The organism is Pantoea sp. SGAir0184, assembly GCF_043544755.1.
The window spans coordinates 240,754-260,623 of sequence record NZ_CP028051.1; the positions used below are offsets into that span (position 1 = coordinate 240,754).

Here is a 19,870-nt window from a genome sequence, read left to right on the forward strand (position 1 = left end):
CCAGGATCGCATACCGGACGTTCTGTAAAAGCCTGCCCGCAGCCAGCCGGTCCCCTTCCCTGCTGGCGTCACGTATTTAATACGCAGAGCATGCCAGGCCAGGATTCGCTTCGCGGCACCGGGTTAGAGGCGTCCACCGATTCAGGCCTGACGCTGACCGCACTCAGCGATGTTTACCGGTTGCCTGCGCTTTTCTGACAGCTGCAGACTGAGCATCGCCAGCAGAATAAAGGCCACCGACATGCCGATCAGCCCGTAAAAGCCAGCCAGTGGATATATCCATGATGCGACCGCCGAGCCAAAGCCGATACCACCAAACATGAAGGCACTGGTCAGCGCTAGCGCAATGCCGCGATGGCGGACTGATGCCAGCTCGACGATCCGGCGCTGCTGGCTGGGCCAGAGCAGATCGGTGGCAAACGCCCAGACCACCAGTGCCGCCAGCAGCACGCCCAGCGCTTTCGGCAGCACGGCGATAAGCGCCGTATCGACGATGAGCAGCGTCATGCCGCTCAGCAGCAGCTTCTCAGCGGTAAAGCGTGTCGCCGCGCGGGTGACCCAGAGATTGCCCAGCACGCCGGCAACGCCCAGCACGGCCAGCGCTGCGGAGACCGCATGCGTGCCCCCAGTGTAAGTGTCGCGAATGAGCGGCGCGATAAAAGCGTAGAAGCTGTAAACGCCGGAAGTAATAAAAAACACCACCAGGAAAGCCGTCAGGTATTTGCCATCGGCCAGCACGCCGGCCATCTCACGCCGGCGGATGCGCGTCCCGGCACTGTCATCCGGCACCGTCAGCAAAATGTTCAGCCCGCTCAGCAGACTCAGCAATCCGACCAGCACAAACAGGGCTTTCGCACCCCACAGGCTGGCTACCCAGGCGGCGAGCGGAATACCGGCAAGGCTTGCCATCGATACCCCGAGCAGCACCATGCCGATGGCCCGACCGCGCTGCTGCTCCTGGACCAGCTCAGAGCCCAGCGCAACCAGCACCGGACCGATGAACCCGGCGCCGGCGCCCATCAGGATGCGCGAGGCGAGCAGTGCGCTGTAGCCCGGCGACAGCACAAACGCGAAGGCGCCCAGGCTAAACAGTGCAATGCCGGTGAGCACCAGCCGGCGACGGCGCAGGTGACCAAACAGCACCTGTACCAGCGGAGCCGCCAGCGCGAAGGTCAGTCCGAAAACACTCAGTAAGCGCGCACTCTGCGCATCAGTCAGCTGCCAGGCAGCGGATATGGCGGGCAGACTACCAGCCACAGAGAGCGCGCCGGTAGCCTGTACGAAGTAGGCAATGCTCAGCGCACGCAGCGCGCGGCGCTGGGAAGAGGTGATGACAGCGTTCATTATTTCTCTCCGGCATAAACTTCAGGGGCGCTGCCCCTGAAATGTTTACTGAACAGGAATCGGGTTATCCGCCACGGACTGGTTGAACTGATTCACCAGCGTATGCTCGTTCGCGCCCGGGTTATCGCGCACCGGCAGCACGCGGTCGACAATGGCTTCGATGGTGTCGGTACCCAGCTTTTCAAACGTCTCGCTGATGAAGGCGTCCAGCGGCATGGCGCGCGGGTCGCCGCTTTTATAAATCAGATCGGTATCCACCCACGGCGGTGAAATTTCGATGACCTGCACGCCGGTATCACGCAGCAGGAAGCGCTGCGACAGGGTATAGGAGTGAATCGCGGCCTTGGTGGCCGAGTAAAGTGCGTTGGTCGCCAGCGGCAGGAAGGCCAGCACCGAGCTGTTGTTAATCAGCACCGCGTCCGGCTGCTGCTTCAGGTGTTCGATGAAAGCTGCACTGACGCGCACCGGGCCCAGAATGTTGGTGTTGAGCAGCGTCACCGCCTGCGCGTCATCCAGTTCGCCCGCCGCATTATCAAACGGCATGATGCCAGCATTATTGATGACCACGTTCAGGGCCGGATAGCGTTCCAGCACGCTCTGTGCGGCGGCCTGAATGCTGTCGGCGCGCGTGACGTCCAGCACCACATAGTCCATGCCCGGACTGGCGGCGGTGACTTCCTGCAGCAGCGCCTCGCGGCGTCCGGAGATAATCACCTGGTTGCCCAGCTGATGAAATTTTTCTGCCATTGCGCGGCCGATGCCAGAAGTGCCGCCCGTGATGAAGATGGTGTTATCGGTCAGTTTCATGATCTGATTCCTTAATGGGACAGTTATTAGGATTGCGATTCTGAATAAGGGGGCGTTCAGTGCACAGAGACGGGCCGATAGCGTTCAGCCGGCGCGTCGCTGCCGAGGTGCGGCATCATGGCCTGACGCGCCTGCTCATAGCGGGTCCAGAGCGCTTCGTCCTGCAGGGACGGAATGGTAATGAGCTCGCCGCGGGCGAAGCCGGTGAGCGCCGCATCAACCATCTCCTGCGCGCTCATGACGATGTTCGGGTCAAGCTGGTCAACCGGCAGACCGCCGTTATCCCAGAACGGCGTCGCGGTAGCGCCAGGCAGTACGGCCTGCACCTGAATCCCCTTACCGGCCAGTTCATGGTGCAGCGACTGACTGAACGCCAGCACGTAAGCCTTGCTGCCGCCGTAAACACCGTTCAGCAGCTCAGGCGCAATGCTGACGATCGAGGCGATGTTGATGATGGCGCCGCGTCCGCGCGCCACCATGCCTGGCACCAGCGCATAGGTCAGGCGGGTCAGCGCGATGACGTTGAGATTTATCATGGCGTTCATCTGCGCCACGTCGCTGTCCAGCAATGGGGTATGGGTGCCGATGCCGGCGTTATTCACCAGCAGCGTAATGCTCGCGTCCTGACGCAGCTTCGCTTCCAGCGCGTTCAGCTGTGCGGCATCGGCCAGGTCCGCGGTGATGACTTCCACGCTGCGGCCGCTGTCGGTAGTGATGTGTTCAGCCAGCTGGTTCAGGCGGTTGTGATTGCGGGCCACGATGATCAGGTCATAGCCCATGCGTGCCAGGCGGCCGGCGTACAGTGCGCCCATACCGGTAGAGGCACCGGTGACAACGGCAGTGCCGCGGTTGGTGTGTGTTTGCTGCGTCATGATATTCACCTTGTCAGTTATCGGGTTGGTGAATTCATAGTACGCAGTCGCGCACCGGCGCGGCTGACGAGAAAGGTCGTGATTTCGGACATCATGATGGACGGAAATCCGGACACCATGATCGGGAAGAGAAGTAATGGGGGGAAAGGTCGGTCAGGCTTTACCGGTGCGCAGCGACTGCGGCGGAATGCCGTAACCGCGAATGAAGACCTCACGCATGTGGCGGCGGTCGCGGAAGCCGGATTCACGGGCTATCACCTCCATCGGCAACCTGCTCTGCTCGATCAGCAAGCGGGCGTTTTCCAGTCGTAATCCCTCAATGGCTTTGGCCGGCGACTTGCCCGTCTCAGAACGGAACAGGCGGCTGAGCTGCCGCGCGCTGAGGTGAACCGCATCCGCAAGGTCTTCGATGGTCAGCGCTTTGCTGAGATTGTTGCGCGCATATTCCAGCGCCGACTGCAGCCGGTCGCTGCGCGGAGAGAGCATCAGCATCTCAGAGTGCTGCGTCTGTCCGCCGGAGCGGCGGTGATGCATGACCAGCAGGTGTGCCACGCTGCGCGCCACTTCGGCACCGAGATCTTTCTCCACCATTCCCAGTGCCATATCCAGCCCGGCGGTAAGTCCTGCCGAGGTCCAGATGTGATCGTCAATAATAAAGATGCGGTCTTCTTCTATCCGCGTCGTCGGGTGCAGCAGTTGCAGACTCTGGGCATGTACCCAGTGCGTAGTGGCGCGGCGCTCCGATAACAGACCGGCCTGCCCCAGCACGAATGCGCCGGTACAGATCCCGGCCACCCGGCGGGCCCGGGGTGCGTGCACCTGCAGAAAATCAACGATGCCCGCTGTGGCCGGCAGCTCCAGCGGCGTCATTACGCCTGCGACCAGCCAGGTATCCATTTCCATCTCTGCATGAATCGGCTGGCTGTCCACGCCGAAGCCTGAAGAGGACTGCACCGCGCCACCGCGCTCTGAATAAACCGTGCAGTGGTAAAACGGTTCGCCGTTTACCTGATTGGCAAACTCAAAAATGCTCAGCGTGGATAATCCCAGAACCTGGAAATGATCGGAAATCAGTAAACCTACCCGGTGCATCATCGTCTCCTTCAGTCGTCCGGCACCGTCTGCCACACTGTGTCCGGCCTGATGTTAAGCAGGGTGAGCCATGACAATAACCCGTTTTCCCTCAGCGGTATCACCTGCGGAAAAATAAAAAAGGCGATGACACCGACCTGCTGCGGATCTTCTGCGCCGTTTTATGTTAAGAGTACCCGATCGGGCAGTTCGCCAGGCATAGGGTTTTAAACAAGCGGCCATTGCCCAGGTCATCAACCAGAGAAAAAACCATGAAAAAATCGATCGTTCCTGAAGAATTTCAGCACTATTACCATGACTGGCACTTCTCTCCCGTTATCGAAGCCGATGGCACCCTGTATCTTTCCGGGGTAACGGCAGCGCGGAAAGACAAACCGATAAGTACCCATCCTGAAGAACAATTCCATGATGCGTTTTATAAGCTGGGTGTGTATTTAAACGCTGCCGGACTGGGCTATGAACATATACTGGAGATGACCACCTTTCATATCGATCTTAAAAAACATATCGGGATATTTTCTAAGGTCAAAGATGTGTATATCAAAGCCCCCTACCCGGCATGGTCTGCCATCGGCGTATCAGATTTCATTCCGGAAAACGCCCTGGTGGAAATGCGGATTGTGGCGAAAAGGGTGCTTCAGGCGGATGGGCAAAAATAACCGCAACCGCCGCTTCCGTAACAGGGCTGTGATTACAGCCCTGCTTCTTCAGCATTTATTCAGTTTTTCCCTGCATCAGCTGCCGGTATTTCATGCTGTCGTGGTACATCTCATGGAATACGCGGTATTTACGGTCGTAATACTCTTTGATTTTGTTGGTCTGCGGCGTGATGGTCTTACCGATGCGGCTCATGGCGGCCATCGCTTCGGGCAAAGAGTCGTACGCGCCCGCCGCCACGGTGCCCATCATGGCGCTGCCGAGCAACATGGCTTCACTCTCTTCCGGCAACAGCATCGCGCAGCCCGTCGCGTTGGAGTGCTCCTGTACAAAGATGGGATTTTTGGTGCCGCCCCCGCTGGCCATAATGGTATCAATGCAGTAACCACTCTGGTTCATGGTTTCAATAATGTGGCGAGTGCCAAGCGCCAGCGCCTGGATGGTGGCGAGATAATGCAGCGCCATATCTTCCGGTGTGCGTGACAGTTTCAGGCCAGTCAGCGTGCCGGTCAGGGTCGGATTGGCACGCGGTGAGCGGTTGCCGTGGAAATACGGCAGCATATGAATGTCTTTGGTCAGGAAGGCAATATTCTCGGGTTCACCCGCCATCTTGCGCAGAATGCCGTTGAGTACCTCATAGATGGTTTTGCCGCTGTCTTTACCCTGCTTAAGCAGATCCTGATAACACGGATGCGACTGAATCACATGGTCAATCAGCGCGCCGGTGGTAGATTGCCCGCCTTCGTTCAGCCAGTAATCCGGCAAAATCGCCGAATAGTACGGCCCCCAGATGCCGCCGATATAGCGCGCGCTGCGCGACATCGCCATATGGGCCGTGGACGTGCCGCCAATCAGCGCAATGCGGTTGTCAAAATCCGCTGATTCGCCAGATGCGCCGCTGGCACCGAGAATACCGAGGCTGCCGGCGTGCGCATCAATAATCGAAACGCTGACCGCCGTGCCCGCCATTAACCCCATCTCTGCGGCAGCGCGCTGCGTCAGGCCATGCCCCAGCGGCTCACCCATGGTTTTCACTTCGCTGCCGATCTTTGCCGCGTTGTTTTCCAGTAAATCCTCCAGGCCAATCTGGCGGAAATAGCTCGGATCCCAGCGGTCTTCATGGCCGATATAGGTCCATTTGCAGACGGTTGAGCACAGCGATCGCGTAGTATCCTGGGTGGCGCGCCAGGTGAGAAAATCCGGCAGGTCGAACAGATGTCCGACGTTGCTCCAGGTGGTCGGCATGTGCTGTTTCAGCCACAGCAGTTTGGGGGTCTGCATTTCCGGCGAGATAATCCCGCCAACAAACTCCAGCACGCGATGGCCGGTGGCATTGATGCGTTCTGCCTGCGTGATCGCGCGGTGATCCATCCAGACAATAATGTTCTGCTCGCTGCGCCCGGTCGGGCTGACGGTCAGCGGTTTGCCTTCTTTATCCAGCACCACCAGCGAACAGGTGGCGTCAAAACCGATGCCTTTCACCTGAATCGGGTTGATATCCGCCTGACTGACCACGTCTTTAATCGCGTTACACACGGACTGCCAGATCTCATCAGAGGATTGCTCAACAAAATCAGCTTTCGGGCGGTAGAGCGTGATCTCCCGGCTGGCCTGGCCGAGCATACGGCCAGTCATGTCGAAGACGCCCGCGCGGGCGCTGCCGGTTCCTACGTCGACGCCAATAAAATAACTCGCCATGTTCTTTCCTTTCTTGAAAAGCTTTCGCTTATGATTTTCTGTTTTGCAGAGCGATAAACAGGATCAGGACACAACCCCACAGCGCCATGGTCAGGTAACTACTGACGCCCATCAGGTTCAGGCCGCTTTCCAGCATTTGCAGTACGATGAGCGCCAGCACCAGCCCGATCACCCGGCCAAAACCGCCGTCAGGGTTAATGCCGCCAAGCACCGAGGCCAGAATGGTCACCAGCAAATAGGAGTCGCCGTAGCCAGCCTGTGCCGAGTTAAATTTGGACATCATCAGCAGTGCCGCGCCCCACCCCAGCAGAGCAGAAAGCACATATACTGCGATGGTGACTTTATGCGTGTTGACCCCACTGAACCGCGTCGCCTGCTCGCTGGACCCCATCAGATACAAGCTGCGGCCGAGCGTAGTGTGTTCCAGAAACACCCACAGCAGCAGCGCCACCAGCAGGAATAACACCAGGGCGACCGGGATACCCAGCAGGCTGCCGTTGCTGAGGTACTGAATTACCGGCGGGAAGCCGGAAATGACCGCGCCGTTGGTCAGCAGAATATTCAGTCCGGCGATCAGTGTCATGGTGCCGAGGGTCGCCAGAATCGGTGAAACCCCGATAAAGGCGATCAGCGCGCCATTGAGCACCCCAATCACCAGCGCCACACCCAGACCCGCAAGCAGCGCCAGTGCGACATATTCCGGCTGGTTCGGATGCGCCACCAGAATCGCCGCCATCACCAGCGAACACGCGTTGGCACCGGCAATGATCGAAAGGTTGATCCCGCCGGTCAGCATGGTAATGCCCATCCCCAGCGCCAGCATGCCCAGAATCGGTAACTGCGAGGAGATCGACTGGAAATTGCCGACGCTGTAAAAACGGCCACCCAGCGTAAAGGAGAACAGCACGGCAACGGCCACAATGATCAGCAACTGCAAACGGATGATGCGGTCGCCGGGGAAGAATCGGTTTAACGTCGTCATGTCACATCCCCTTCGCCAGTTTGCGTTTTTCGTTCCACGCGGTGCTGCTAATGCTGACCAGAATGATCGCGCCGCTGAACACCTGATGCCAGTAAGATGAAATGCTCAGCAGGGTCATGCCATTTTGCAGGAAGGCCAGCAGCATCACGCCCAGAATGGTGCCGGTTAGCGAGCCGCGCCCGCCGGTCATGCTGGTGCCGCCTAATACCACCGCCGCCAGCACCGTCAGTTCATAACCGAGCAGGGAATTAGGTGCCACCGACTGGGTAATTTGCGCCTGTACCACGGCAGCAATACCCGCCAGCAATCCCATAAAACCGTAAACGTAAAAATGCAGTCGCAGGATGTTCAGACCGAGACGCGATGCGGCGTCACGGTTGCTGCCCATGGCGTAAATCTGGCGGCCCACGCGGGTGCGATTCATCAGGACGCCGGTAACGATGATCACCCCCAGCAGGCAAAGCAGCGGCAGGGTCAGGCCATAGTCGTAACCGTCGGCGGCGGTGAAGGAGAACCAGCTGATCCCGTTCATAAACCAGTCGGGGAAACCGTACAACCAGGTACCGTTAGTCAGATACACCAGCAAACCGTAAAACAGGTTGAGCGTCGCGATGGTGATAATGATGGCCGGCACGCGCAGCCAGTACACCAGAAAACCGTTGACCAGGCCGAGCAGCAACCCGATCCCCATCGACATGGCAAACGCCAGCGGAAAGCTGCCACCGTGATGAATGATGTAGCTCGCCATCACGTACTGACCGATGGAGGTGACGGCGGGAAAGGAGATGTCGATGCCGCCGGCTATCAGCACCACAAACAGACCACAGGCCAGAATGCCCAGAATGGCATAGCTGGTGGCGACGTCAGTCAGGTTACCCAGCGTCATAAATTCACTGCTGCTGGCGCTCAGACCCACCACCAGCAGCAGCACCAGTAATCCCAGCCAGAATTCGTGCTGGGTAAACAGTTTCGATAGCAATTTGTTACCCATTAATTACCTCCGCAATCTGCGCTTCGCTGCTCTGGTGCGGCGCGAACTCCGCTACCAGTTCGCCTTTGCGCATTACCAGCACGCGATGGCTGTTGTAATACGCTTCCGGGATTTCATCGCAAATCATCAGCACCGCCATGCCGGATTCCGCCAGATCGCGGGCAATGCGGTAAATGCCTTCTTTATTGGCAATATCCACCCCTACCGTTGGTGAATCGAGGATCAGGATATGGGGCCGCGTCGCCACCCATTTGGCGATGGCGATACGTTGTGCATTACCGCCGGAGAGCGTTTTAACCGGTAAACTGCTGTCCGGAACTTTAATGTTCAGGTCACGGATCAGATCTTTAACCACCGCCGCGGCTTTGCGGTGATCCATCAATCCGGCGCCGGTATGCAGCTTGTCGAAAATTGATACCAGCGTGTTGTCATAAATGGATTGATCCATGATGAGCCCCTGCGTCAGCCGGTCTTCCGACACATAGGCGATGCCGTGACGAATGGCGTCGCGGTTAGAGTGGAATTTCACCACCTTGCCGTTAATGCGGATCTCTCCGCTGTCCGGCTGGCTCATGCCAAACAGGCTCAGACAGAGTTCCGTGCGGCCCGAACCGAGCAGGCCGATAATCGACGTAATTTCTCCCTGGCGCAGCGACAGCGAAATATTCTGATACTGCCCTTTGCGGCTCAGCTGGCTGATTTCCAGCAGTGGCGTCACATCGGCCGGCGCCCGGTGCGGTAGATGGCTATAGGTGAAGCGCTGCCCGGTCATCAGGAACGCCAGTTCATGGCTGTCGAGTTCACTGGCCGGATAGGTGCCGACCAGTTTGCCGTCGCGCATCACGCTGATACGATCGGCCACTTCCATCACTTCATCGAGACGGTGACTGACGAACACCACGCAGATACCGGCGGCTTTGAGTTCATTCACCACCCGCAGCAAACCATTCACCTCGCTGCGGGTCAGTGACGCCGTCGGTTCATCCATAATCACCAGGCTGGCGTCAGCAGCGATGGCACGGCATATTGCCACTAACTGGCGGTCGGCGATCGACAGCTTTTCAACTTTACGATCCGGATCCAGAGCAACGCCGACCCGTTGCATCGCCGCCAGTGCTTTTTTGCGCATTGACTCGCGATGTACCCAGAAATCACCGCCCGGTAAATAGCGGTGAATAACGATATTTTCGGCGACTGACAGATTGGGAAATAACGACAAATCCTGATAAATAACCTGAATGCCGTAATAAGAAGACAGCTGTGGCGTCAGGGTATGAAAAAGTTTTCCGTCCAGCGTAATGGCCGCGCCCTTTTCCGGTTGATAAACCCCGGAAATGACTTTAATTATGGTGCTTTTGCCGCAGCCATTCTGCCCGGCCAGACAATGCACCTCACCTTTATTCAGCGTCAGGCTGACATTATCCAGTGCTAATACGCCGGGGAACTTTTTACTGATTTTTTCGAGGCTGATAAAGGCCTCAGCATTGGCGGGGGACGTGCTGAGCGTATTCATCATAGATCCTTAAGCCTGCCCATCCTATTTCCAGCCGGGTGTTGGCGATGCTCGCTTATCCGAATCATTTATTTATATCTCATCGAATTTCACTGACTTTCGCCGCGCCTGACGCGAATTATTCAGGGTATATGTTTTCAATCTCTGAGTAGAAGTTCAGATACAGCACAACATACAACGCCGTATCTGTTTCTATTTGCCTGGTGTGGCGCTGGAGATAAACTATCTCCGTTAAATTAAGGTGTTAAACATTCTGATCAGAAGCCAAGTGATTTCGCATTCTCTGGCGTTACTTCGAGAATTTTATTAAAGCGAATCACTTTCTTATCCATATCGACGTCGGCTTTGCCCAGACCTTCAATGCTCAGGTCTTTAGTGACTTCTTTACCCTGCAGCAGCTGATCGGCAACCGAAACCAGAGCGTAACCGGCATCTTTTGGATCCCACAGCAGGACTTTTTTGATGTCACCGCGCATCAGATATGGCGCAGCCTGAGCCGGCATAGCGATACCGACAACCGCGATCTTATTTTTCGCGCGCTTCTGCTGAACCGCCTGACCGGCACCGATCGGACCGAGCGAGCCGAAGCCGATAATCCCTTTCAGATCAGGATAGGTTTTCATTAAATCCAGCGTGGTGGAGTATGATTTATCAATATTTTCTGCCACCGGCAGGCGTGACGTGACTTCATGCATGTCCGGGTATTTTTCTTTCTGATATTTGATCGCCGCATTGGCCCACGCATTATGTAATGGCACGGTCAAAGAGCCGACATAAATGGCATAACCGCCTTTGCCACCCATATCTTTTGCCAGCTCGTCCATATTGGCTTCCGCATATTTCTGGCTGTCGATGGTTTCGACATCCCACTGACCAATTTGCTGGTCCGGCGATTCATGGGTTAATACCACGATGCCCTGGTCGCGCGCTTTTTTCAGTACCGGCTCCAGTACTTTGGCATCGTTTGGCACCACAATGATGGCGTCAACTTTTTTGGCAATCAGATCTTCAATCACCTTGACCTGCTGCGCCGGATCGGGCGTCGAGGCGCCAACCTGATAGGCGTTGACATCCAGTTTCTGCGCGGCTTCTTTTACGCCGACTTCCATGCGGGTGAACCACGGAATACCGGTAACTTTGGCCACCACGGCGATATCGTAAGGTTTGGCAGCGAATGAGGGTGTTGTGAATAACATGCACGCTGAAACCACACATGCACTGACTAATGCGAGGTTAAATTTCATTTTGGTACCTTTCTGATGAGGTTCTGATATTAGGGAACAGGCGGTTGCTATTTAATTCACGCTCAGAGATTAACTTACCGGTACATAGGTTTTCGCGCAGATGTGAAGGAAATGTGAGAAAAGCCCAAAAATGTTAAATTTTATAATAATATATGTTAAATAATGGTTAATTTAGAGAAGATTGTGGCACGATTTTGAGCTTTATGATAGCTTCTGCTGCCATTTTACAACATTAAAAGATCTATTAATTAACAATAATGATACATTTAAAACACTCCGCAACGGGTTTTATGACTGCAAAGTCACCGCGATGTCTTTTAAATTGCACGGATTGTGAACAGCGTCACGGGAGCAGGCGAAGAGGTTTTGCACTGCCTGTACAGATGCCCGGGCACGATGAAACCACCTCCGCACCAGAGGCAGTTCGGACATGCACGCAGCTATAATTCCTTATGAGCGAGGAGCGGACAGCGCTCAAAGATCAATCTCATACTCAATAGCCTCTTTAATTTTCGCCAGGGCCTCGCTCAGCTGACTCATCGTGACTGAGCCAAGAGCCAGACGAATAGCATGCGGCACACAGTTTGAGGTGCTGAAGGGCTCTGCTGTGGAAACAGAGATATTTTGCTGCATCAATCGATGGACAAGCCTGTCAGCCCTCACTTCCTGAGGCAGTGATAACCAGATAAAGTAAGCGTTGGCATGGCTTACCCATTCACTGTTAACAAGTATTTTGCGCGCCAGCGCCTGCCGGTGACGCGCGTCCCGTCTTTTCAGCGCCTCAAAGCGTTTAAGTGTGCCATCTTTAATCCAGTCGCAGACAATCGAAACCATGAGGGAGGGAGTATTCCAGGTCATTGCCCTGATGGCTCGCTCCAGGGCGATTCGCATTTCAGCGGGACACACCACGGCACCGACGCGCAGTCCAGTAGCAACACTTTTAGCAAAACCGGTAACATAAACGGTTCTTTCGGGCGCATAAGTGGCAAGCGGCGGCGGTGGACGACGGACAAGAAATGCATAGGCCGCGTCTTCGATGATAAGAAGATCGAACGTTCTGGCAATCCGGGCCAGCTCCCTGCGCTGGGCATCATTCATAACCCAGCCAAGCGGGTTATGCAGTGTTGGCATGGTATACACCGCGCGCAGGCGCCGGCGTTGGCAGATTTGCCTGAATGCCGCCAGGTCCGGTCCACTGGCATCAGTGGGTATCGCCACCAGTTCCAGATGATAGAGGCTGGCCAGGGCTTTGAAGCCAGGATAGGTCAGAGCATCTACAGCCACCACATCCCCGGGTTTCAGCAGCCCCATAACAGCAACGCTAAGACCGTGCTGCGCGCCATTTACAATCAAAACCTCATCAGCAGACGCGGTCATGCCGGAGGCATTGAGCCATAACGCGATTGTCTCCCTGTCACTTTGCCTGCCAGCGTGCGGCTGGTAACGCAACAGTGAAGCCAGATCGCCAGATGTGGCCAGCTGTCGCATTGCCTGGCGTAACCGTTCCGCCTGGTCCGGTAGCGTAGGATAGTTGAAGTTCAGATCGAGCACGTCAGACGCCACTGCGTACTGATCCAGACCCAGCCCGGCGGGCAGCGAAATTTCCCTGACAAATGTTCCTCTTCCGGTTTCTCCGCTCACCAGCCCCATGGCTTCCAGCTCAGCGTAAACGCGGGTAGCCGTTGCCAGTGACACGTGCTTTTCAGCCGACAGCGCTCTGTGGGTAGGCAGGCGGGCGCCCGGCAGGAGCCCTCCTGTTCGTATCGCGGAAGCGAATTCATCCAAGATGACTTTGTATCGAGCTTTCATGAATTGTATCTATGACAATTATTTGATTGTCATAGATGCTGGTACTTAGCATGGGGGCTGTCAACGTTATCTGTTAAATCATTTATCGAACTTAATGAGGTCTGTTGTGACAGTTACCAGGGTAAAAAATACACATTCTGGCCTGAAATCAGGTTGGCTGAACGGGCTGACCGGCGTGATCATCTTCAGTGGCTCTTTGCCCGCAACACGCATAGCCGTGCGGGAAATGGATCCCTTTTTTCTGACTTTTTCACGCGCTTCAATTGCCGGTGTACTGGCCATTATGCTGATTCTCTTTTTTAGTCAGGCTCGTCCTCAGCGGCATCAGCTGATTTCTCTGGTTGTCGTTGCTGCAGGTGTAGTGGTTGGTTTTCCTCTTCTGACAGCCATGGCGCTGCAGCACGTTACCTCGGCTCACTCTATTGTCTTCCTCGGTCTGCTACCCATGGCGACGGCTATTTTCGGCGTTGTCAGAGGAGGCGAAAGGCCCAGGCTGGCTTTCTGGATTTTTTCAGTCGCCGGCAGCCTGCTGGTGATGGGATTTGCCCTACTCCAGAAAGGTTCTGTATCAGTAACCGGCGATCTTCTGATGCTGGCTTCCGTGATTGTGTGTGGCCTCGGCTATGCCGAAGGTGCGAAGCTTTCGCGTGAATTGGGTGGATGGCAGGTTATCTGCTGGGCACTGATTATTTCCCTGCCGCTGATGCTTGTTGCCACCCTGGAGACCTTGCCTGAGAACATAGGCGAAATAAGCCTGCAGGCGTGGCTTTCACTGGGATATGTATCGCTGTTCAGTATGCTGATTGGTTTCATTTTCTGGTACAGGGGACTGGCTGCGGGCGGCATCGCCGCTGTGGGACAATTACAGTTGCTGCAGCCATTCTTTGGTCTCGGACTTTCAGCAACGTTACTGTCTGAAACGGTAAGCCCGATGATGATTCTCATAACGCTCGGCGTGATCCTGTGTGTCGTTGGCTCGCGCAGGTTTGCAGATTAGTCCTTAGCCTCCTGTCGTCTGGATTTACGTAAGTGTCCGCGTTGGGCAAAAAGTGAACCACAATATGCGACGATCAGCCTGATTCTTAATACCGGTACAGTTCATGCTATAAACGATGAAACTTTTCATTCACCGACGATTGAGGGAATTTTCATGTTTGCGGTTGAGGAAATAAAAAAGAAGTATCCTGGCGCAGATGCCTGGCAAATGGGTGACAGTGCGGAACTGGCCAGCAAGCTGGCGGAACTGGTAAAAAAAGGCATCAAAACAGCTTCCTGCGGATCGTTTACCGCTTACCAGCAGGAGGAGTCTGCTCCGAAGATTGGGAGCTATAACATTATTCTTGATGGTCAGAATACCCCGGTCTGTGTGATCAGATTGATTTCACTGCGGCTGGTGCGTTTTTGTGATGTTACAGAAGAGTTTGCCCGCAAAGAAGGTGAAGGCGATTTAAGTCTTGAATTCTGGCAGAAAGAACACCAGCGCTTTTTTAGCCGTGAAGGTCATTTTTCAGAAGATATGGAGTTGATTGCTGAAGAATTTGAAGTGGTGGAAGTGCTGTAAGATCAGGCAAAAGGTCAGCATTTTATCGGCGGCCATCAATAATAATGTCCGCTTTTAGCCTACAGAGGACTTAGCACAAGTCCATGTCTGCTATGAGCGCGAAGCGGTCATCAGCTATTATCGACAAAAAATGCAGGCTTATAGCATAATGCTTATCAATTGAGAGTAAACAGCAGGCACATTTTTGTAGCGGCGCAATTTATTGCGCGAAGCATTGATGGGCACGGTGCTGCTATTAGTAGGCGCGATTAATCGCGCCGCTACGAAATGTGCGGTAAGTGAATTTGGGACTTAACTGAACGGCATTAAGGCTTATAGCATGGTTGCTTATTTATCAACGGGAGCTGGTTTCTATCCATCTGATGCTGTGTATCCATCATAAATGCATAGTTAAACCGATTTCAGTAATGCTTTTTCCTGGAAAAAATCCCATCGCATATAGTGTGTAGCAATAAAGCAGGCTTATCATATAGTTGAATGGTCAACTTTCGAAACTCAGCAGGTAATCGAATGATCTTAAGTGTTAATCACGTTGGTTTTTCAGTTAAAAACATTGAAGACTCCGTGTTCTTCTGGACTCATATCCTTGGAGGTGAATTAATACGCGAAGGAAAAATGTCTGGACCCATAATCGATGAAGTCACAGGTGCAAGGGGAGCTGATGTACGGATGGCTTTGCTTGAACTGGCTGGTATCAAAATTGAATTACTACAATATAGTAATATAGAGCAGCCAGCAGAACCTTCAGCACCTTATATCCCAGGCTACGCTCACCTTGCTTTTACAGTTGAAGATCTTGATACACTGTTGAGCAAAGCATCGGACTATGGCTGGAAGACGCCGGGTAAACCTCAGACAGTGTTGTCAGGCCCCATGAAGGGAACCAGAGTAATATATTTACAAAGCCCTGATGGTCAGACGCTAGAGTTGATGGAGCACAGTCAATGAAGTCCACATGGCATAGCCCGTTATCTGCTTATTGAAACAGTGATGTTTGCAAAGTCCGCTTCTGGCACAAAGCGGACAGACGCGGAGCATGGTCCGCTATGAGCGAAAAGCGGACACTTAAAACTGATATTTGTTAGATTGATTACAGGGAACTAAATGATTAACATCTGCTCTTTCGGACAAAGAAAATGACTGTTAACGATTCTCTCTTCGCATTCTCTCTCGCAGCATTGTTACTTACCCTGACCCCCGGCCTTGATACGGCACTTATTTTGCGCACTGCTTGTGCAGAGGGCGGCAAAAAGGCTTTTCACGCTGCGCTTGGCATTGATGCTGGCTGTTTTTTATGGGGGGCGTTGGTCGCATTAGGCCTTGGTGCACTTCTGGTGGTTTCAGAAATGGCTTATACGGTGCTTAAAGTTTGTGGCGCGGTCTACCTGAGCTGGCTGGGTTTACAACTGCTGATACGTCCCCGATCATCTTTCAGTGATGGCGATGATGACAATGGTTTTCAGGGGAACTGGTTTATCAGAGGAATGTTGGGAAATGTGCTAAACCCTAAAATGGGCATTTTCTATGTCTCCTTTTTGCCGCAGTTCATACCTGCCGGTCACTCTCCTTTGATATGGACTTTTATCCTGGTCAGCATCCACGTGGCGATTGGGACTATATGGTCAGTCACACTCATTTTAAGCACGCATTTTGCGTCAGCTATTTTGAAGAAAAATCGCGTTGTCCAGATGATGGACAGAGCAACAGGGGGCTTATTTTTATGCTTCGCGGCTAAACTTGCTATGAGCACAAGATAGCTGGCAGGACTGGCTGAAAACGTCCGCTTCTGGCACAAAGCGGACGTCAGCAACCGCATCATACGGTCCCTACAGAGAAACCGGGTAGACAGCTTTTGATATCAGTGCTGAAAGGTTTCAAAGAAATGCTTCTCAGCCTATGTCTCACATATTAATGTGTTTAAACAAATCACTTACATGGAATGAAGAGAGTAATGTACTGGGAGTCAGAAAGGCTGCTTTACAGACCAGTAGTAATGTCCGATCTGGATGCGCTGTTTGAATCGCCACGGATAATCTAGACACTTTCGAGCCGTTGATAATATTTGTTTTCGTATTCAGTTGGTGGCATCTGATCGCTCGAGCCATGCCGACGCTTACTGTTATAAAACATTTCGATGTAATCAAAAATATCACTGCGGGCTTCTTCCCGTGTTCCGTAGATCTTTTCCTTAATCCGTTCGCGTTTCAGTAGCTGGAAAAAGCTTTCCGCAACCGCGTTGTCGTGACAGTTACCGCGACGACTCATGCTGCCTTCCAGACCGTGTGATTTCAGGAACGATTGCCACTCATGGCTCGTGTATTGACTGCCCTGATCAGAATGAACCAGTACCTGTTTTTGAGGATTACGCCTCCACACCGCCATTAATAATGCGTTCAGGACAATCTCTTTTGTCATGCGGGGTTGCATTGACCAGCCGACAACTTTCCGGGAGAACAGGTCAACCACCACGGCCAGATACAGCCAGCCTTCGTGAGTTCGGATGTAGGTTATGTCCGTCACCCAACGCTCATCTGGTGAGTCCGGATTGAACTGCCGCTGGAGCCTGTTCGGTACCACGATGCTGGCTTCGCCTTTACGTGCCCGTGGGCTACGGTACCCAACCTGAGCTTTTATACCGGCACGCTTCATCAGCCGCCAGACCCGGTTCACTCCGCACTGCTGCCCGCTATCCCGCAGGTCCAGATGGATCTTGCGATAACCATAGACGCAGCCAGACGCAAGCCAGAACTGTTTGATCTGCCCGGTCAGCATCTGGTCTGCCTGGTGACGCTGTGAATGTGGCTGCTGAAGCCAGACATAAAATCCACTCGGATGGACGTCCAGAACCCGACAGAGCAAACGAACAGGCCAGCAACGGCGGTTGTCGCGGATAAAGGCGTACCTCAGTCGGACAGTTTTGCGAAGTACGCCGCGGCTTTTTTTAGTATGTCTCTCTCGTCGGTAACCCGCTTCAGCTCTTTCTGGAGTCGGCGGATCTCGGCCTGAGCATCTGACTGTTCTTTATTAGTGGATGAGTCCGGGCCGTACTTCTTTATCCAGGCGTAAAGACTGTGGGTGGTGATATCGAGACGTGTTGCAACGCTGGAAACAGAATGACCGCGATCAACAACCTGTTTGACTGCTTCGATTTTAAACTCTTCGGGATAACGCTTACCGCTCATGGGCACCTCTCTTTAAGCCATCTTAAATGACTCCGAGGTGTCTGTTAAAGCCGTGGCGATTCAGTTTGGCATTTACGGTGACATCAGAACTCACGCGTTTAACCCGAGGGGTCCACATCGGGACATTGAGCATAGTCGTAATGTTATCCTGCAGCGAACCGCAGATCGTGAGCGTTATGGGTTTGACGACTGGGCTGTTTCTGAAAAGGCGGATCCAGAAAGGATCATTGGCTTTGGAGGTGTATTTGTCAGTCAGTTCAATGGCCGACAAACGAATAATTTGGGCTACCGGTTTGAACCAGAATCATGGGGGAAAGGTTATGCAACCGAGCTTGCCTGTCGCGCTTTAATATATGCATTCGACGAGCTAAAACTTCCTGAAATTGTCGGAGTTACACGCGAAAATCATATCGCCTCTCGCCGCGTTCTTGAAAAAGCAGGTCTGTTGTTTAACCAAAGGATAGACAATCCTGAGGACCCACCGGCTAACCTGATGTTCACTCTGACTCTCGAGCAATGGAAAAGGTTAAAACGACAGCCTTGATGCATGGTTACATCTTTTGACTACATAATGTTAAGTCCACTATGAGCTAAGAACGTACATCGATTTTTGAGAAGGATAACTGTTATGATAAATTCTGACGTAAAGACATTCAATTGATAGAAATCGGTGAAGGTAATAAAAGGGAGGTGTAATGTTCGTCCCGGATTTTATTAATGAAGTTCATGGAGAGTTTATACTTGTAGCCAGCCACAGCCTGGCATCTCCGGAATCAATAAAACTCAGTATTGCGTATAATATTGCCAGAATATCCTATGGACTATCGCAACTTCCATCGCACATTCAAACTTGTCGGGTCGTCTATGATATCAGAGGACAATCGATCTCCGACCTGGTCCTGGCCCAGATTAAAGAAGCATTCGAGCAGGTAGCAATTGTGGAGTTTAAATTCTGATGGGACTTCAGTTAATTGTAAAAGCTGATCTTAAGAAGATAGAAAAATCTTTGGGCTCACTGACATCAGGTTGTGAAATATTCGCTATTGCTGAAGGCCTTTTCGGCATTTCAATTCCAGAGCGAACTCTCTCATCCGTAGGTGAAGATGTCGTTCTACACAAACTTGAACAACTCAAGCGTTTTGACCTTTGGCAGGGGGCCTGGCAAGAGCCAAAACGGCGTTGGCTCTGGTGAGTTTCAGCTTTGAGCGATCTGCGGATATTACTGACAACGCGGTGTATCAATCTTTTGGGGCAGGTCACGGACATTCACAGCTTTGCCATGCAGGTCATGCACAATCACGAACCGATCTGTTTCGCAGATGCGTCAAAAAGGCAGCGTAGAACACTACAACAGCGAGACATGCTTCTGCTTTAAAGCCATGCGCAGCTCTTTATCAGGTTCGCCATCGACAATCAGCGCACTGGCCAGATCCAGATCCCCAATCGCGAAGGCGGAGGCGGAATTGAGTTTCTCTTTTGACACCATGACAACGGTCTCGGCGGCTCTCCCCGCCAGCGCGCGCTTTATGCCGGCCTCTTCATAGTTGCCGGTCGTGAGGCCGGCGGTTTTATGCACGCCGGTAACGCCCATGAAAAACAGATCAGCATTAATACGCGCAGCCGCCTCATGGACAGCCGATCCCACCGCGACCACCGAGTGGCGATAGAGCAGCCCGCCCAGGGTTATCACTTCTACCCGCGGAAAATCCACCAGCGCAACCGCAATACCGGGGCTGTGGGTGATCGCCGTGAAAGCCAGGTCTGCTGGCAGCAACTGCACCAGTTCTGCGGTGGTGGTTCCGCCGTCAATAATCACTACCTGACCGGGTTGAATCAGCTTCACCGCCTTTTGCGCCACACACTGCTTGGAACTCATTTGCACGTTTTTGCGTTTTTCGAAGGATGCCAGCGCGGCTGACACCGGCAGCGCGCCGCCGTGCACGCGCTGTAACAGTCCTTCAGCGGCCAGCTCGCGCAAATCGCGGCGTATTGAGTCCTCGGATATGCCGAAACGCTGACTGAGCTCACCTGACATCACCTGATTTTCAGCCGCCAGAATCTTCAGAATCTGTTGTTTTCGCTGGCTTGATAGCATAATTACCCGCTCACGTTTTTTCT

Annotated in this window: 19 protein-coding genes; 7 read left to right on the forward strand and 12 right to left on the reverse strand. The window is 53.6% G+C overall.

The window, feature by feature from the left end; translation table 11 throughout:
- Positions 1–141: 141 nt before the first annotated feature.
- The 4 genes from C1N60_RS21145 to C1N60_RS21160 all read right to left on the reverse strand — a co-directional run bounded on the left by C1N60_RS21145 (position 142) and on the right by C1N60_RS21160 (position 4,115).
- Entirely contained in the window at positions 142–1,344 is a 1,203-nt protein-coding gene (locus tag C1N60_RS21145) for an MFS transporter (RefSeq protein ID WP_394521964.1), read from the reverse strand.
- A gap of 45 nt (positions 1,345–1,389) precedes the next feature.
- Positions 1,390–2,151 (reverse strand): SDR family oxidoreductase, encoded by a 762-nt coding sequence (locus C1N60_RS21150; RefSeq protein WP_021508768.1) that lies wholly within the window; start codon positions 2,149–2,151, stop codon positions 1,390–1,392.
- Positions 2,152–2,207: 56 nt separating this feature from the next.
- Positions 2,208–3,023: an SDR family NAD(P)-dependent oxidoreductase gene (locus C1N60_RS21155; protein ID WP_394521965.1), complete on the reverse strand. Its 816-nt coding sequence runs from the start codon at positions 3,021–3,023 to the stop codon at positions 2,208–2,210.
- A gap of 153 nt (positions 3,024–3,176) precedes the next feature.
- A complete protein-coding gene (locus C1N60_RS21160) occupies positions 3,177–4,115 on the reverse strand; it encodes a GlxA family transcriptional regulator (protein WP_058758700.1) in 939 nt (312 codons plus the stop codon).
- 251 nt (positions 4,116–4,366) lie between these two features.
- On the opposite strand from C1N60_RS21160, the gene C1N60_RS21165 reads away from it, so the two are divergent.
- Positions 4,367–4,774, forward strand: coding sequence for a Rid family hydrolase (locus C1N60_RS21165; RefSeq protein ID WP_104093494.1), 408 nt, complete (start codon positions 4,367–4,369; stop codon positions 4,772–4,774).
- A gap of 55 nt (positions 4,775–4,829) precedes the next feature.
- On the opposite strand, the gene C1N60_RS21170 is transcribed toward C1N60_RS21165, so the two are convergent.
- The 6 genes from C1N60_RS21170 to C1N60_RS21195 all read right to left on the reverse strand — a co-directional run bounded on the left by C1N60_RS21170 (position 4,830) and on the right by C1N60_RS21195 (position 13,009).
- Entirely contained in the window at positions 4,830–6,470 is a 1,641-nt protein-coding gene (locus C1N60_RS21170; RefSeq protein WP_058776185.1) for an FGGY-family carbohydrate kinase, read from the reverse strand.
- A gap of 28 nt (positions 6,471–6,498) precedes the next feature.
- Complete coding sequence (locus C1N60_RS21175) at positions 6,499–7,452, reverse strand: ABC transporter permease (RefSeq protein WP_394521966.1); 954 nt, start codon at positions 7,450–7,452, stop codon at positions 6,499–6,501.
- Position 7,453: 1 nt separating this feature from the next.
- A complete protein-coding gene (locus C1N60_RS21180) occupies positions 7,454–8,443 on the reverse strand; it encodes an ABC transporter permease (protein ID WP_394521967.1) in 990 nt (329 codons plus the stop codon).
- A complete protein-coding gene (locus C1N60_RS21185) occupies positions 8,436–9,956 on the reverse strand; it encodes a sugar ABC transporter ATP-binding protein (RefSeq protein ID WP_394521994.1) in 1,521 nt (506 codons plus the stop codon). The genes C1N60_RS21180 and C1N60_RS21185 overlap by 8 nt, the downstream gene beginning before the upstream one ends.
- A 257-nt stretch (positions 9,957–10,213) precedes the next feature.
- Positions 10,214–11,200: an autoinducer 2 ABC transporter substrate-binding protein gene (locus tag C1N60_RS21190; RefSeq protein WP_031279943.1), complete on the reverse strand. Its 987-nt coding sequence runs from the start codon at positions 11,198–11,200 to the stop codon at positions 10,214–10,216.
- Between the two features lie 474 nt (positions 11,201–11,674).
- Positions 11,675–13,009: an aminotransferase-like domain-containing protein gene (locus C1N60_RS21195; protein WP_394521968.1), complete on the reverse strand. Its 1,335-nt coding sequence runs from the start codon at positions 13,007–13,009 to the stop codon at positions 11,675–11,677.
- A gap of 94 nt (positions 13,010–13,103) precedes the next feature.
- Between C1N60_RS21195 and C1N60_RS21200 the strand changes: the two genes are divergently transcribed.
- The 4 genes from C1N60_RS21200 to C1N60_RS21215 all read left to right on the forward strand — a co-directional run bounded on the left by C1N60_RS21200 (position 13,104) and on the right by C1N60_RS21215 (position 16,327).
- Positions 13,104–14,006, forward strand: coding sequence for a DMT family transporter (locus tag C1N60_RS21200; protein WP_394521969.1), 903 nt, complete (start codon positions 13,104–13,106; stop codon positions 14,004–14,006).
- A gap of 153 nt (positions 14,007–14,159) precedes the next feature.
- Entirely contained in the window at positions 14,160–14,570 is a 411-nt protein-coding gene (locus tag C1N60_RS21205; protein ID WP_058776179.1) for an ASCH domain-containing protein, read from the forward strand.
- Positions 14,571–15,080: 510 nt separating this feature from the next.
- Positions 15,081–15,518 carry a VOC family protein gene (locus tag C1N60_RS21210; RefSeq protein WP_104093488.1) on the forward strand — a complete coding sequence of 146 codons (438 nt, stop codon included), beginning with the start codon at positions 15,081–15,083 and terminating at the stop codon, positions 15,516–15,518.
- Between the two features lie 188 nt (positions 15,519–15,706).
- Positions 15,707–16,327 (forward strand): LysE family translocator, encoded by a 621-nt coding sequence (locus C1N60_RS21215; protein WP_104093487.1) that lies wholly within the window; start codon positions 15,707–15,709, stop codon positions 16,325–16,327.
- Positions 16,328–16,604: 277 nt separating this feature from the next.
- On the opposite strand, the gene C1N60_RS21220 is transcribed toward C1N60_RS21215, so the two are convergent.
- Positions 16,605–17,752, reverse strand: a protein-coding gene (locus tag C1N60_RS21220; protein ID WP_394520889.1) for an IS3 family transposase whose coding sequence is annotated in 2 segments (ribosomal slippage) — positions 16,605–17,515 and positions 17,515–17,752 — 1,149 coding nt in all. Because the reading frame shifts where the segments join, the coding sequence is not laid out codon by codon here.
- Between the two features lie 37 nt (positions 17,753–17,789).
- Between C1N60_RS21220 and C1N60_RS21225 the strand changes: the two genes are divergently transcribed.
- Together C1N60_RS21225 and C1N60_RS21230 are read left to right on the forward strand one after the other, a co-directional pair.
- The gene (locus tag C1N60_RS21225) at positions 17,790–18,296 is read left to right on the forward strand and encodes a GNAT family N-acetyltransferase (protein WP_394521970.1); all 507 of its coding nucleotides are present in this window, start codon (positions 17,790–17,792) and stop codon (positions 18,294–18,296) included.
- 411 nt (positions 18,297–18,707) lie between these two features.
- The gene (locus C1N60_RS21230; protein WP_072208584.1) at positions 18,708–18,944 is read left to right on the forward strand and encodes a hypothetical protein; all 237 of its coding nucleotides are present in this window, start codon (positions 18,708–18,710) and stop codon (positions 18,942–18,944) included.
- A gap of 153 nt (positions 18,945–19,097) precedes the next feature.
- Here the strand turns inward: C1N60_RS21230 and C1N60_RS21235 are convergent, their stop codons facing one another.
- The gene (locus tag C1N60_RS21235) at positions 19,098–19,847 is read right to left on the reverse strand and encodes a DeoR/GlpR family DNA-binding transcription regulator (protein ID WP_104093484.1); all 750 of its coding nucleotides are present in this window, start codon (positions 19,845–19,847) and stop codon (positions 19,098–19,100) included.
- Positions 19,848–19,870: the final 23 nt, after the last annotated feature.